The organism is Amycolatopsis sp. NPDC114503, from assembly GCF_055633655.1.
The window spans coordinates 106395-121021 of record NZ_JBVKDT010000003.1; the positions used below are offsets into that span (position 1 = coordinate 106395).

Here is a 14627-nt window from a genome sequence, read left to right on the forward strand (position 1 = left end):
GCGCAACGGCTTGGTCTCGGCACCGCGAACGCCGAGACCAAGCCGAAAATCCGCTAATCGCCGGTGCAGCAGGACGTGCGGGCGCTCTCTACGTAGTGCGGGTCGTGCCACCAGAAGGCCGCGTTGTCCGGATGATCAGGAATCGGCGTCAGCCGTGCGCTGGCCGGCACGGCTGAGCTGGCCGACGTGAACGGGGCGAGCAGTTCGTCCACTGTGCGCACGCGCCCGTTCGCGAGGACCTGGCGGACGTCGGCAGCGGCCTTGATATCGGCGAGCGGGTCGCTGCCGAGGACCACCAGGTCGGCGTGACAACCCCTGGCGACGCGGCCCAGCGGTTCGCCCAGGACGTCACCCGGGATGCTGGTCGCGGTGATCAGCGCTTCGTACGGGGTGAAGCCGTAGGCGACCATCGCGCGCAGGTTCATGTGCGTGCTGACCGCGGTGTGGTCGATCGGCGAGTCGGTGCCGGTGACGATCCGGCCGCCGCCGCGCAGGATCGCCGCCGCCTCTTTCACTTGCCGGGCCAGGCTGTTGAGCGCCGCGGTCAGATCGGCGGTCTTCGAGGTTTCGACGGTCTTCTGCAACGACTTGTACTCCCACGCCGGATACAGCGTCCGCACCCGCCGGTCGGTCACCAGGCTCTCGTCGTGGCGGAACAGCGCGGTGGCGGCGAACAGAGTGGGCGTGCGCGCGGCGCCGCGGCGCAGGAACAGGTCCACTACGTCGTCGTATCCGGCGCCGAGCATGGAGTACGTGCGGGAGTAGCCGAACCGGCTGGTGGCGCCCATGTGCTCCATGCCGTCGCCGCCGAAGGCGAGCGCCGGGTAGTGGTAGTGCGAGGTCGCGGGCAGCCGCCGCTGGTGACCCCATTCGATCACCCGGCGCTGCATTTCCGGACTGATCCGCACGTAGGCCTTGAGCAGGTCGTAGTCGAGCTTCTCGGCCCGTTCCAGCTCGAGTTCCAGCTGCCGCTCGTCGAAGGTGGGCCGCATGAAGTTGTAGAAGACGCGCGAGCCGTCGATCGCCTCGCCGGTGGCGAAGTACCGCGGCCCGAGCCGGGCGCCGGACTGGATCGACTCTCGCTCCTCCACCATGTGATACGCCGGGCTGCCCGGCGATCGCGTCGTGGTGAACCCGAGCGACAGCCACAGCCTGCCCTGCCGGTCTCCGTAGCCGTACCCTTGCATCTGGCGGTGGTTGTGCATGTCGACGAGCCCGGGGATCACCACGCCGTCGCGTGCGTCGACGATCTCGCCGTCCAGTCCGCTGCCCGCCTGCTCCACCCCGGCGATCCGGCCGCCGTCCACCACGATGTCCACGTCCGCGCGCGAGGTGTGCGAGGTGCCGTCCCACATCTGCCCGGCGCGCACGATCACCCGGCCGCGGTTGCGGGCGTTGGTCCAGGTCAGGCGCGTCGGCACGGTGCGGGGCGCGCCGCCGCCCGCCGCGATCAGCCGCAACCGGCCGTTGTTCAGGTACAGCAGCGTCTTCGAGTCGCCGCTCCAGCTCGGCGCGTCGGTGACCTCGTCGGTGACCTGCCGCGGCGCGCCGGCGAACGTGCCGTCCGGGTGCACGTCGACCACCCACAGCACGCTGGCCGCCACGAACGCCATCCGCCGCCCGTCCGGCGACCACACCGGACCGTCGTCGCCGCGGGTCTGGATGGACCGCTCCGGCATCGGGTCCACGTACCGGCCGGCACCGGTTTCGGTGTTGACCAGCAGGATCTTGTTCAACCCCTCGCGGAAGCGCGTCGAGTACGGTTTCACCGCGGCGAGCGCGATGACCTTGCCGTCCGGCGACCAGGTCGGACGCCCGGGCTCGAAGGTCGCGGTGAATACCTGCCGCACGGCGCCGGTCGCGACCTCGACGGTGTGCAGCGCGCCGCTCTGGTCGAGGAACGCGACCCGGGAGCCGTCCGGCGACCAGGCGCTCGACGTCGCGGCCAGATCCGGCAGGTTCGTCAGTTGCCGGTCCTGCCCGGTCTTCAGATCGCGGATCCACAGGTCGAGCGTGCCGCCGCGGTCGGTGGAGTAGACCAGCCTGCCTCCGTCGGGCGAGAACGCCGGGTCGCTTTTCCACCACGTGTCGCGGGTCAGCGGGCGCGGCAACCGGCCCAGCTCCATCAGATAAAGGTCGTTCAACGCGCGGAACACGACCTGGCGGCCGTCCGGCGACAGCACCGGGCTGCCGATCCCGACCACCGGTTTCGGTGTGGTGGAGGTGAAATCCCGCGGACGCGCGTGCAGTGGCCCTTCGGCGACGGTGACCGGGGCGCAGAACGGGATGTCCGTCGCCGTGCCGCCGTCGAGCTTCCGGCGCCGCAGCGCACCGTCGGCGGTGTAGAGGTATTCGTCGTCGCTGAGCCAGGAAACCCGGAACGGGAACACGTCCTCCCCGGAGAACAACGGTTTCCCGGCGCGCGCCAGCTCCACGGCTGCGGGCGGCAGCGGCACCGGGCCGCCCATGATCCGGGTGTACACAACGTCCTTCCCGTCCGGGGTCCACATCGGACTGTGCAGCACCGCGTCCGGTTCGCTGATCAGCGTGGAACGGGCGCCGTCGGCGACGGAGACGACGTCGACACGTTTCGCGCCCGCGACGAACGCGAGTTTCGACCCGTCCGGCGACCAGGCGGGTTCGTACTCCTCCTCCGGGCTGTCGGCGATCGCCCGGCTGGCCCCGGAAGCGATGTCCAGCACCCGGATGCCGTAACTGCCGCCCTCGTCGGAGGAGTAGGCGACGGCGCGGCCGTCCGGGGAAAAGACCGGTTCGCGGTGATCGAACGGCCCGCTCGTCAGCCGCCGCAGGCCGCCGCCGTCGGCCCGGATCGTCCACAGGTCGAAGACGCCTTCGCGAAAGGACTGGAACACCAGCGTCGTGCTGTCCGGGGACCAGGACGGCAATCCGATGTCGAAAAGGTCCCCGGTAAGCCGTTTCGCCGTTCCGCCCCGCGCCGGCAGCAGCCAGAGCACCCCGAGCAGGTCGATCGCGACGGTCCGGCCGTCCGGCGACAGCTGGGCCGCCACATTCGTCCCCCGCCGGACCGAAAGGGGTTGCACGGCAAGGGATTCCGCCTGCGCGCCGGACACCGGGCCGGTCACGCCGAGCCCCACCGCCCCGGCCGTTCCCGCGACTCCGGCCAGAAAACCACGCCTGTTCACCGTCATCTGAGCCCCCAGTGCACTGCCGTTCGATGATCAGGCCCACCCTAACGGCGCTTCCTGGCATACCAGCGGCGATCATCCTTTCGGCTGTACGCCCAGCTGCCGCACCGTAACGTCGCTTTCGCGCCGGAATCGCGCTTTGCCCCCTGGCCACCGTCCGCAAAGACGAGAGCCTCCCGACCGACGCGCCCTAGAGCCTCTCCCTGGGCCAGAGCGCTAGGGAGCCAGGTCGATCATCACCCGCAACGAGGCTGCTGTTTGTCGTAGTGGTCGCGACGGAGTGGCGTGTCCGCCGCGGTCGTCGTCTACGCGCTGATCGCCGCGTCCGCGTTCACCCCGAACAGCGCCTCGACCTTCTCGACGCGCTCGGGCAACCCGGCCTCGTCGAACGGCACGGCGACGTCGCCGCCCATCTTCGCGACGCACTGGACTGGCCGACACGACCTTCCCTCCGAGGCCGCACCACAAAAACATCCCCGGAAAATACGCCCCCGGCTCTCAAGGTGTCGGCTTGCAGCGAATTTCCGAGGTCGAATCCCAGGCAACCCGGAAAGCGGTCGCGGCAAACCGCAAACTCCTTCCCATCCCATGCGCAAGGCAGCTGGCTGCGACCCCGAGAGGCACCCGATGCCTCCACAGCCGAGATTGCAGTCGGTACGCGACAGCGGTCCGATGCGACGACCAGCTCGTGGTCCGGTGGCGTCCTTTCCGGACTCGGGTGCCAGCCGGACACCACGGGCGTCGCCGTGAGCGGGGACCGGCTGCTGGTGACCGACTCGCAGACGAACGCCCGCATGCGCGGCGACCCGCCGGCCAGCCCGGTGTTCACCCTCGAAAGTCTGCCGCCGCGCTGATCACTCCGAGCCGGCCAGGTCGGCGGTGTTCGACAGCGTCTCCGCCGTTCGTTCGGCCAGGCGCAGTGTCCGACGGTCGTCGAACCGTGCTCCCTGGATCGTCAGCCCGACCGGAAGACCTGTCGCCGGGACGGCCAGCGGGAAGGTGACCATGGGCGCCCCGAGCATCGCGCCTGGTGTCGTGTTCCGGGTGTAGAGCTCGAAAGCGTCGACGCGGCTGCCCAGATGCTCCACCGTCCCGTCGCAGTCAACGGGCGGAGCCGGTGCGGGCGTGGCGGGGAACGCGAGCGCGTCGAGTCCGTGGCTGTGCAGCAGTTCCGCGTAGCTCGCTCTCGCTTGCTCGGTTCGCCGCTGGGCGAGCGCGTACTCGTCGGGCGACACCGGGGACGACGCCTCCGCTTCGAGGATCTGCCGGACGTCAGGACTGCGCACTCCCTCGACCAGCCGGGCGAACCCCTGTTCCGCGTTCACGCCCAGCGCGCGAGCGGCAACGTCTCCGAGCAGCCGGCGGGCTTCCCAGCAGACGATCGGCATCGCCGCCGCGTGGCTCAGTTCCCAGATTTCCGCGAGGTTCACCGGCACCAGCTCGACGGCGGCCGCGAGCGCCTCCAAGGCCGGTTCGACCGCCGCTCGCGTGCTGGGGTGCAGCTCGCGGACCAGTTCGGCGGGCACCCCGACCCGGGGCCGTGCACGGTCCTGGTCCGTTGCTCCGCCGAGCATCGTCCGGTCGATCTCGGCGAGGCGTCGCACCGATCGCGCGAAGATCCCGGGGGCGTCCCGCGTCCACGACAGGCCGACGATGCCCGCGGTCGGCCAGCGTCCGGTGCTGGGGCGGAATCCCGCGACCCCGCACAGGCTGGCCGGGATCGAGATCGATCCCCCGGTGTCGGTGCCCAGCGCGACCTCGGCATGCCCGCGCGCGACGACCGCGGCGCTGCCGCCCGAGGATCCCCCTGCCAGATAGCCCGGGCGGCCGGGCAAGCGCACCGCGCCGTAGGAGGTGTTCTGCGACGTGATCCCGAAGGCGAGTTCGTGCATGTTCGCCATGCCCACGACCACCGCGCCGGAGCGGCGCAGCAGCGCAACCACCGGGGCGTCCGCCTCCTCCGGTCCGAGGTCCAGCAGCTCGCACCCCGCGGACCGGCGCAGTCCGCGCACCGCGATGTTCGCCTTCACCGCGAGCGGATACGGCTTCCCGCCCGCCAACGGCAACTGGGCCGCGATTTCCCCGGCAGTACAGGTTTGCGTCCACTCGCCCGGTTCCGGTCGTTCGACCGGCCCGAGGACAGCGGGGCGGGCGGTGACGCCCGCCGGAGAAAGCGGCATCCGGGGCTCCTTTGCAGCGAATGAGGCTTGTCCGGAAGTCTCTGCATGCCGCGGGGTCTCCGCCATCGTCATTTCTGACGATGGCGGAGGTGGTGCGCCGCCAGGGCAGCCCGGTTAGGGGCGCCGGTCTTGGCGAACGCGTTGCTCAGGTGGGTCCGCAACGTCGGCGGTGCGATCCCGAGGGCCGCAGCGATCTGCTTGTCGCTGTACCCGTCCGCGACCAGCTCCGCGACCTGGGCTTCGCGCCGGGACAACGGCTTCTGACCGGACGGGACCTCCCGCGGCCAGGTCCGGGCGACCAGATCCCCGAAAGACCGCAAAACCCGCGCATCTGCCTCGGTGAACGCGCGGCCGCCGCGTCCCCGCCACAGCCGCAGGTCCACCGAACCGGGACCGGCGCTCGCCGGGAAATAGTTCATGCCGTGGTACATGCCGCCGCGATGCAGGAAGTCCTGGACGAACTCGGCGGAGATCCCGGCCGCCGGAGTGATCCGCGAAGCGCTCCCCCGCGCGTAAAGCTTCGGGGTCAGGTCGTCGACGTGCCGGAAATGCCGATGGTAGGCGCGGAGAGCGTCGTCGCCGAGATCGAGCTGGACCGGATCGGCGTAGGGCCCGGACGAATCGCAGACATAGGAGGCGAAGACGTCCGCCCTCAGCATGCGACGCAGAACATCGCCCAGCAGAAGCCGCTTCGCCTTCAGCGGCGAGTCGGACAGGACGATATCGATCGCTTCGCACGTCAGTGCGTATTCCTGGCCCATACTGCCTCGCTTCGGTGCGAAGTAGCGAGCGCGACGCCGGTTCGGCTCCGTCGGCTCCCTGCTCGCACGAAAGTGTACGAGGCGGACCCCGGATGCTCGTTGACGGACTGATCCCACGGGCCGCTGTCCGCCCGCGACTCACCAAGCCACCGGCCTTCGTCGCCGAAGAAGCCGCCCGTTTCGGCGTCGTCGCCCGCAGTCGCCCAGTGCACCGGTGCCCGCGCGCCTTCCGCTGTGGTGCGGACGCCGTTGAAGTTGTTCAGATCCGTCGCCACATAGCCCGGCGTCACCGCGTTGACCTTGAGGTGCGCGAGTTCCGGATCGTCAAGGAATGCGTTGGCGTACTTGACCGTCAGCATATTCACCGCGGAGTACACAAAGGACTCGTGAGACCGCGCGAACATCGAGCCCGGTTCGGTGGACTTGGCGAACATCGCCGAATCGCTCGCAACGTTCACGATCCGGGCCGAACGCGAGCGACGCAGCAGCGGCGCGTACACCGAGGGCACAGTCCGCGATGTCTCCTCGGCGCGCCAGCCCGGTCCGGCGGCTCGTGCGGTGACCGCTAACGATCACCGGTTTGGCGACACGGCCCATCTGCATGCCCGGGCGGTGGGGTGACCGGAACGACGAGCCGTGAGCTCGACAGGTCGATCGTCCGGTGTGACGGCAGCATCCTCGTCGAGGTAGCCGGGTTTTCGCCTGTTCCCAGATTGCGCTCCCAGCGGGGATGCGACCCGCCCGCGATGATCAACCGAATCCGGTTGCCTCGTGCGAACCGGTGTGCGACGGCGTCGAGTTCCACCCGAACCACGCCTTGGCACGCCGACGGGTCGAGCCGGACGAACCCGTCGCAGACGTTGCGTGCGCGGCCTTGGGTATCCACTTCCGACACGCGAACGAACAGGTCGGCGAAGGGGTTGTCGGAACTGTGACCTATTTCCGCGACTGGGCTGCCCAGGACCTCGAGGTCGGCGGTCAACGGGTCTGAGGTGAAGGCCAGCACGTCCGAACGCGAGGCGAGCGCGCTGTCGTCCGTGTAGCCCGCGGTCAACCCCGGGGAGACTTGGGTGACAAACGCGCCACCGTACGTGGGGGTCGGCTGGGCTGGGTCATAGGCGAACTCGCTCGCTTCTCCCGGGTCGGCCGGTTGAGCGCCCAGGTGTGCGCTGGCGCGGGGACGAAGGATCTGCTCAACCGTTGCCGGCGGCCAGGCCGGAAGGTCGCGCCACCCTTCGTCCCGACCGCTGACGAAGACCTTGACCGGCATCTCGCGACGCCGGACGTCGGATCCGGCCAGATACTCGTCGAACCAGGCGAGCGCTTCGGGGAGCAGGATGCGGGTGCCTGCGGCGCCTCCCTGAGCATGCGTCCACGGACCCATGGTGAGTCCGACATCGACGCCCCGGTCGGCCAGCCGCGCGTATCCCGCCAGCGTCTGGCGAAGAAAGCCGTCCTGCCAGCCGCCCTGAAGCAACACGGGGACGCGCACCCGATCCAGCGCTGCGGTCAGGTCGGCGCTTTTCCACCATGGGTCGCCCAGATCCCGCCGGCTGATCCACTCGCGGTACCACGGCGCCTTCCCGCCCATCAATTCTTCGTCGGCGGCGGCCAGGGGAATCATTGCCAGGGCCTTTTTGATTCGGCCCCGGGCAGACAGAACCGCGAAGATGCGAGGCAGGATTGGCTTCTCTTGCTTGGTCGCCACGAACGACCATTCGAACATTGTGCTGAGCAGAAAAGCCCTGCCGGTGTAGACGAATGCACCGAAGTCGTGCGGCGCGCACGCGATGACCGCAGTGACCAGCTCTGGAGGCGGATCCATCAGCAACGCCCACTGAGTGAAGCCGAGATAGGAATAGCCGTGGGTGGCGAAGTGCCCGTCGAACCACGGCTGCACGCGCATCCACGCGACGATGTCGGCCGCATCGTCGACTTCCCGCATGAACGGCTCGAACGTCCCACCCGAGCCGAACGTTCCCCGGCACCGGACCAGCACGACCCGATAACCCCGGCTGGCAAACATTCCACCCGTCATGGCCGCGCCAACCAGATTCCAGCCGTAGGGCGAGGTGACGAGAATCGTTCCCGACGCCGGCTCATTCGGCTCGTAGAGATCCGCGAGCAGTTCGACGCCGTCTCTCATCGGGACTCGCACTTCGCGGATCACGGCGTAGTCGCTCGTCGGAACGGGAAGCCGAGCGTACTTCGTCCACTGCAGATCGACGAGCCGCTGCCCGAGCGTCCTATCCTTGGCTCGTCGGTTCATCTCCCTCCTCCGCGCCACACCACGTGCTTGGCCATGCGCGTCTCCCGTCGCCTCATCCACCACGCCGGCCAGCGGAGCTCGACCCGGCCCGCCTGCCGTCCAGCCACAATCTAGCACTAACTTTCAGAAATTACTGAAAGTTAGTGCTACTGCAGTACCCTGATGGCGAGGCGACCGAAGGGAAGTTCCGTGCGCGAAGACGAGATGAACGAGATCGGCAGATTCGTCGAGCGCTTCGCCTCCACCCTCACTGCCGCCGGTTTTCCCCGTCTCGCCGCCCGCGTCTTCGCGACGCTTCTGGTCAGCGAGAGCGGGCGGATGACCGCAGCCGAACTCGCGGAATCGCTGCACGCCAGCACCGGCGGGGTTTCGGGTGCCGTCCGCTACCTGGTCCAAGTCCGCCTCATCCGCACAGAACGGGACCCAGGAACGCGCCGCCACGCCTACGTCGTCGACGGCTCGTGGTACGAGTCGACCGTCAGCGCGAACCCGTTCCTCGAACGAGGCGAAGCCGACTTGCGAGAAGGCATCGCCGTCCTGGGCGACTCATCGGCGGCCGACCGGCTGAACGAGACGCTCGAACTCATCCAGTTCCTCAGGGAGGAGACCCGCGCGATGATGGGTCGCTGGCACGAACGCAGGGCAGCACTGCGAACACGGCGGCCCGCCGACCGGGCCTGACGTCGCGGCCAGCGGGTCAGTCGCGGCCTTTGGACTGGCAGGCCCCCGTTACCTTCTTCGCAGCTCCTGATCAAGGAGTTCGTGGTCGCCGGACCCGGCACGACTTAGTCCCCCAGTCGAACCCATGATCCGGGGGGTGTCACCGGGTTTGGCGGCATCGAGGGACCGCTGCTCAGGACACGGCCGCCTTCGGGCAGGTCTCGATGCCCATCTTGTTCGTCAAGCAGCCTGGCGTGCCGGTGCTGTCCGTGGATCGGGCGCGGTGATTACTCGGTAGAGTCCGCGGGCGATGTAGCGCTTGAGGCACCGGACGGCTTCGCGTTTGGCCTTGCCTTCGCGGACTCGTCGGTCGATGTAGTCGCGGGTGCGTTTGTCCCAGCGCAGGCGGACCCGCACAATGCGGCGCAGGGCGGAATTCGCCTGGAGATCGCCGCCGCGGTTGAGCCGGTGGCGTTGCGTCCTGCCCGAGGACGCTTCCGCCGGGCCGACACCGCACGGCGCGGCGAACGACGCTTCGCTGCGCAGGCGTTCGGGATTGTCGCCGGCGGCGATGAGGAGCGTGGCGGCGGTGTCGGGTCCGACCCCGTAGATGTCGAGCATGGCGGGGTTGCGGCCGGCCAGGATCACGGCGGTCTGGGCGTTGAGGTCGGCGATCTTCTGTCCTGCGTTGGACAGTCAGCACCCGTTGCACGCACGCGGTTTCCCAGATCCACTGGCGGGAGGCGGGCGCGGCAGCGGCATATCCCAGGTCGGCAACGGCCCGGCCGCCCGAGGGGAACTCTCGCGCTGCGGCTTCGGCACTCGGTCAGGACGCGGCGCCCGGCCGGGTTCGCAGCCGTTCGGCGAAGATGCGTGCCGCTTCCAGATCGGCGGCGTCGGGTCGGCCCTTCCTGATGCCGCCGATCGGCTTGAACGGAAGGTAGGTGTCCCACGCGCGGCACGAGAAGGCGTCGACCACGCCGAATCCCTTCCGCTCGAGAAGCTGTGTCATCGGACGGAAGAAAGGCTGGAACCGTGCTTCGGGAAAACCGCTGGTGGCGAACACGAACGCCGCGCCCCGTCGCTCCCGCGGCAGCGACCGGACGAACTCGCGCAGCTGCGGATGAAAGGAACCCAGGAAGATCCCCGAGCCGAATCCCACGAGGTCGCAGGCAGCAAGTCCAGCCAGGTCGACCTCGTCCGGAGCGGCGACCGAGGCGTCCAGTACCCGGCCCATGACGTCGGCGATCCTCTTGGTGTTGCCGTGCGACACGGAGGTGCACACGATGACGGACTTCATGACGTTGTCCCCTTCGCTTCTATGACTTCACGGCCGTGCCGGATCAGCACGCGCAACCTGCGATCGTCTCCCGCCTGATCGGCCTTCACGACTCCAGGACGACGCCAGCGCGGCGAATGTGACATCAGGGAACGTGGTGGTCATCACTCGGCACCGACGAAGAAGCGCCGACCGGGAACTGATCGAGCCGGCAACCGGGCCGTTCTCGCCGACGATCGTCATGCAGCCGCGACATCGGCACAGGCTGAGCCAGGCGGTCGATCGGATGCCCGGTGAACGCGGCGGTCGCCGACGCTCGCCCTGCCTCGACGGTGTTCGGCGATGCGCAGGCTCGCCTCCGCGCGAGCTGCCCCGCTGACTAGCATTCACGTTGATACTTTTTGTACTCGATCATGCCGCGACCTGCAGACCCGTACGCTTCGTACGGGTCTCTCGGCGGAAGGACGGCAATGCACGCGCTCGTGGTGCGGTTTGAACTCAAGGACGACGCGGCGGCGGCCGGATTCGACGACCTGGTCGCACGGACTTTGCCGCTGATCGAGTCCGAGGAACCCGGAACGCTGCAGTACGTCGTGCACACCGTCGAGGGCGCACCCCTGTCGCGCGTGTTCTACGAGGTCTACCAGGACGAAGCCGCCTTCGAGGTTCACGAGACCGAGCCCCACGTGCGGCGGTTCCTCAAGGAGCGCACGCAGTTCGTCGACAGCTACCGGGTCGAGTTCCTGCGGCCCGTCAGCGCCAAGGGCGGCGTCACGGGTGAGTGACGAGGACTCGCGGCGCATCGGTGCCGTGATCAGGGAAGGGCGGACGAGGCTGAAGCTGTCGCAGCCGGCGTTCGGGAAGCTCATCGGGAAGTCCGTGGCATTCGGAAACTCGCGTCGGCGATCCCCCGGCGGGCCGCGCTGCACCGTGCCCGCGCTCTCGGGCTCCCCTCGGGCTCCCATCAGACCACAATGGACAGTGCAGGCCCAGGAGAAACTCGTCCGGACAGCATAAAACACCAGGTCACCGGTTCCGGCAACCGGGGGTTCGAGAGTGGGCCGCCAGGGATTCGAACCCTGAACCCGCCGGGTAAAAGCCGGCTGCTCTGCGCGATTGAGCTAACGGCCCGCGGTGGTGCAGGAACAGCCGACCGCCGAGGGTGCGAACCTCGCCGCGTCCAGAGCGCGGCGTTGGACAAACGGCCACGGTCCAGAACGCGGACCTGGCGGGGTCGCCGACGCCCTCGCATCCGGGATGCGGGCCGGACCCGCCTGGCGAGCGGCCCCGGCGCCCCCTCGGCGCCGGGCCCGTACCCCTGCCAGGACTCGAACCTGGCGCCTCCGCATTCGTAGTGCGGCGCTCTTTCCCGCTGAGCTACAGGGGTGTGCGTCCGGCACGGGGCCGGACCGCGAGCGGCCGGAGGGCATCGAACCCTCTTCTTCGGTTTGGAAGACCGACGTGTCCGCCGAGTTCACCACGACCGCAGGACGCCCCTTGATCGGGGCGCAGTGGTGAAGGAGGGAGTCGAACCCTCACTGCCTCAAGGAGGCGCCCGGGTTACAGCCGGGTGGGGCCGCCACCGCCCCGTCTTCACCGTGCGGGTCCGGCGGCGCGCGGCTGCCGGACCCGGCGCTCGTCCTGGCCGCGGGTGAGGCGACGGGGACGAGTCTCGGAAATGTCTTGCACCGCTAGGCGGTGGTCAAAGAACCTCGCCGCGCCAAAAAATGGGCAGCAGGGAAAAGCCGACGCGAAAGTAGATCGCGACCGCGAAACTCAATTGCATTCGGAGGACCTGACGAAAGAAGCCGCCCGGGTCGGTGGACCTGACGAAAAGAAGGCACCGCGGTCAGTGGAGCTGGCGAAAAGAAGGCACCGCGATTGGTGAGGCTGGCGAAAAAAGCCGCCCGGGTCGGTTTCCCGACGGGCGGCTCCCGGTGCGCGACGACTACTGCGTCACGTCAGGGAGCGAATACCGCCGAGGAATCCGCCTTTTCGGCCGGTGCGGCGCTGATGAACCGAACGCCGGACAGCGTGGACCGCGGCCGGATATCGGCCTCGCATCTCCCGCTTCCGCATGTTCGTCATGACCGCTCCTTCATCCGCTGTAGTGGATTCATCTTCACCTACACCGAAGCGGCGCGTCAATCTTATTTTCCGGAGAAATGTTTTCGGCCGCGCTGTCCCCGGAAGGCGGATCGTGTTGTAATGGACGAGTGCACTTCAACCCTTACGGCGGCGCGGGCGCGCAGGTAGCCGCCGACCTGGCCACCCTTGCCCAGCGCGACGACGTCACCGCCGCCGAGGTGCGGGACGCGGGGCAGGCGCGCGACATGGTGCTCCCGCGCATCACGGCGGACGACGCCGAGCGGATCCTCGCGTGGGGGCGACGGCTGCACGAGGTGTTCGTCGCGGAGACGACGGCCGAGCGCATCGATCTCCTGAACGAGCTGCTCGCCGTCGCCGCGTGCCGGCCGAACATCGCCAGCCACGACGGGAAAGCGCCGCATCTGCACTACTCCAGCGAAGGTGCTGGCGTGGTCGAGCGGTTCTATGCCTACACCGCGGGCGGGCTCGCGCATCTCGTGTGCGAGGAGCCGCACCGCCTCGGCGTCTGTGCGCGCGAAGGGTGCGGCATCGCGTTCGTGGACACGTCGCGCAACGGGCGTCGGCGGTTCTGCTCCACTCGCTGCGGCACGCGGGTCAACGTCGCCGACCATCGCGCGCGGCAGCTCGCGGGCTAGGCCGCGGGTCAGCCAGCGGTCTCCTCGAACGACTGCAGTTCCGGGTATTTCGGGGCGATCGTGTCGCCGGAGGATTCGCCGCGCAGGCGGCGGCCGATCCACGGCAACGCGTGTTCCCGGCCCCAGCGCAGGTTCGCCGCCCGCTGTTCCCGCGCCGACAGGCGAGGGCGCGGTCCCAGCGCGGCGTGCGCGAGGCTGTGCTGGACACCGAGCGCGTCGAGGACGGCGATGGCGATTTCGGTGTGCCCGGCCGCGTTGAGGTGCAGGCGATCCGGCGACCACATGCGACGGTCGCGCAGCTGGCGCATCGACCACATGTCCACCAGCAGCGTCTCGTGCCGGGCCGCGATGCCGCGCACGTGCTCGTTGTAGATCGCGACCCGCCCGCGGATCTGCCGGAACAGCGCGTCTTCCACGCCGTCGACACCGGTGAACAGCAGCACCTGCGCGCCGGCCGCGCGGAACCGGGCCACCGCGCGCTCATACGAATCGGCGAGGCTGTCGACGTCGACCCGCGGTCGCATCAGGTCGTTGCCGCCCGCGTAGAGGGTGACGAGGTCCGGCTTCATCGCCAGCGCCGGTTCGATCTGCTCGTTGAGCACCTGCGGCAGGAGCTTCCCGCGCACCGCCAGATTGGCGTACCGGAACCCGGGCTCGCCGGCGGCCAGCACCTCGGCGACCCGGTCGGCCCACCCGCGCACCCCGTTGCGCGCGGACGGATCGTCGTCCCCGACGCCTTCGGTGAACGAATCGCCAATGCAGACTAAGCGGTTGGTCATTGGCTCAGTTTAGGCGCGCCTCCCCCACTCCCTGCGACGGCGCCCGCGGACAACAGCGTCGCTCCGGCGAGCCCGCCCCAGAGCGCGCCGGGCCGAGCGGCGCGAGCGCGATCTGCTGGCCGCCGTGCTTCGCTGACTCAGGTGCGGAGGCCGTCGAACAGGATCGCGATGGTGCGGTCTCGCAGCTCGCGATCGGCCCCGACGTGCTCGGCCGCCTTCGCGGTGCCGATGATCACCGGGATCAGCTCGGTGGTGGTGACGTCGCGCCGCACCGCGCCGCTGTCCTGGGCGCGCCGCAGCAGCACGCCGAGGGATTCGCGCAGCCGCTCCCCGATCACCGAACCCGTGCTGGGGACGCACACGCCGGCCGAGGTGAGCGCTTCGAAGTAGGCGTTTTTGGCGCTGGACATCTCGATCCAGCTGGTGAGGAAGGTGAAGAACGCGGCTCCGGCGTCCTCGGCGTTCTGCGCGACGACGGCGTCCGCCTCGTCGACGAACCGGTGCAGCCGCGCGTAGAGCACGGCTTCCAGCAGCGCCTCTTTCGTCGGGAAGTGCCGGAACACCGTGCCGATGCCGACGCCGGCCTCGCGCGCGACCTCCTCGGTCGGCGCGCCGGTGCCCTTCGCCGCGAACACGGTCTCGGCGGCTTCGAGCACCTTGGCGCGGTTTCGCCGCGCGTCGGCGCGCAGCGGTTTGTCCTCCGTCACGGCTGTGATGGTAGTCGCGCGTCCTGGCCGCGCGGCGCCCGATCCAGGTGGGTTCGGCGTGCCGGAGGGCCGGAAACAACC

At 69.2% G+C, this 14627-nt stretch carries 12 protein-coding genes and 3 tRNA genes; 3 read left to right on the top strand and 12 right to left on the bottom strand.

From position 1 onward, the window contains the following. Positions 1 to 53: 53 nt before the first annotated feature. From ACZ7OI_RS13180 to ACZ7OI_RS13200, 5 genes are all read right to left on the bottom strand, one after another. Positions 54 to 3170: an amidohydrolase family protein gene (locus tag ACZ7OI_RS13180; protein WP_470264422.1), complete on the bottom strand. Its 3117-nt coding sequence runs from the start codon at positions 3168 to 3170 to the stop codon at positions 54 to 56. 851 nt (positions 3171 to 4021) lie between these two features. Continuing rightward, a complete protein-coding gene (locus ACZ7OI_RS13185) occupies positions 4022 to 5347 on the bottom strand; it encodes an amidase family protein (protein ID WP_470264423.1) in 1326 nt (441 codons plus the stop codon). Positions 5348 to 5415: 68 nt separating this feature from the next. After that, complete coding sequence (locus ACZ7OI_RS13190) at positions 5416 to 6108, bottom strand: helix-turn-helix transcriptional regulator (RefSeq protein WP_470264424.1); 693 nt, start codon at positions 6106 to 6108, stop codon at positions 5416 to 5418. After that, on the bottom strand, positions 6087 to 6617 hold the full coding sequence (locus tag ACZ7OI_RS13195) for a Rossmann-fold NAD(P)-binding domain-containing protein (protein ID WP_470264425.1): 531 nt from the start codon (positions 6615 to 6617) through the stop codon (positions 6087 to 6089). The genes ACZ7OI_RS13190 and ACZ7OI_RS13195 overlap by 22 nt, the downstream gene beginning before the upstream one ends. Before the next feature lie 56 nt (positions 6618 to 6673). Next, the gene (locus ACZ7OI_RS13200) at positions 6674 to 8377 is read right to left on the bottom strand and encodes a CocE/NonD family hydrolase (RefSeq protein WP_470264426.1); all 1704 of its coding nucleotides are present in this window, start codon (positions 8375 to 8377) and stop codon (positions 6674 to 6676) included. A 189-nt stretch (positions 8378 to 8566) separates the two neighbouring features. Between ACZ7OI_RS13200 and ACZ7OI_RS13205 the strand changes: the two genes are divergently transcribed. After that, positions 8567 to 9058, top strand: coding sequence for a GbsR/MarR family transcriptional regulator (locus ACZ7OI_RS13205; RefSeq protein WP_470264427.1), 492 nt, complete (start codon positions 8567 to 8569; stop codon positions 9056 to 9058). 219 nt (positions 9059 to 9277) lie between these two features. Here the strand turns inward: ACZ7OI_RS13205 and ACZ7OI_RS13210 are convergent, their stop codons facing one another. Beyond that, a complete protein-coding gene (locus tag ACZ7OI_RS13210) occupies positions 9278 to 9685 on the bottom strand; it encodes a transposase (protein WP_470264428.1) in 408 nt (135 codons plus the stop codon). Positions 9686 to 9863: 178 nt separating this feature from the next. After that, positions 9864 to 10337, bottom strand: a complete 474-nt coding sequence (locus ACZ7OI_RS13215) for a flavodoxin family protein (protein WP_470264429.1) — start codon at positions 10335 to 10337, stop codon at positions 9864 to 9866. Between the two features lie 449 nt (positions 10338 to 10786). Here ACZ7OI_RS13215 and ACZ7OI_RS13220 point away from each other — a divergent pair, with 449 nt between their 5' ends. Further along, entirely contained in the window at positions 10787 to 11101 is a 315-nt protein-coding gene (locus ACZ7OI_RS13220; RefSeq protein WP_470264430.1) for a putative quinol monooxygenase, read from the top strand. 272 nt (positions 11102 to 11373) lie between these two features. Here the strand turns inward: ACZ7OI_RS13220 and ACZ7OI_RS13225 are convergent. The 3 genes from ACZ7OI_RS13225 to ACZ7OI_RS13235 form a co-directional block, all read right to left on the bottom strand. Then, a tRNA-Lys gene (locus tag ACZ7OI_RS13225) sits at positions 11374 to 11447 on the bottom strand. Between the two features lie 182 nt (positions 11448 to 11629). Then, a tRNA-Arg gene (locus tag ACZ7OI_RS13230) sits at positions 11630 to 11703 on the bottom strand. 27 nt (positions 11704 to 11730) lie between these two features. Beyond that, positions 11731 to 11803: transfer RNA gene (locus tag ACZ7OI_RS13235), tRNA-Gly, on the bottom strand. Between the two features lie 729 nt (positions 11804 to 12532). Between ACZ7OI_RS13235 and ACZ7OI_RS13240 the strand changes: the two genes are divergently transcribed. Further along, positions 12533 to 13060, top strand: a complete 528-nt coding sequence (locus ACZ7OI_RS13240; protein ID WP_470264431.1) for a CGNR zinc finger domain-containing protein — start codon at positions 12533 to 12535, stop codon at positions 13058 to 13060. An 8-nt stretch (positions 13061 to 13068) separates the two neighbouring features. Here the strand turns inward: ACZ7OI_RS13240 and ACZ7OI_RS13245 are convergent, their stop codons facing one another. Next, complete coding sequence (locus tag ACZ7OI_RS13245; protein ID WP_470264432.1) at positions 13069 to 13839, bottom strand: SGNH/GDSL hydrolase family protein; 771 nt, start codon at positions 13837 to 13839, stop codon at positions 13069 to 13071. 137 nt (positions 13840 to 13976) lie between these two features. Then, positions 13977 to 14546, bottom strand: coding sequence for a TetR/AcrR family transcriptional regulator (locus ACZ7OI_RS13250; RefSeq protein ID WP_344275325.1), 570 nt, complete (start codon positions 14544 to 14546; stop codon positions 13977 to 13979). Between the last annotated feature and the right edge of the window lie 81 nt (positions 14547 to 14627).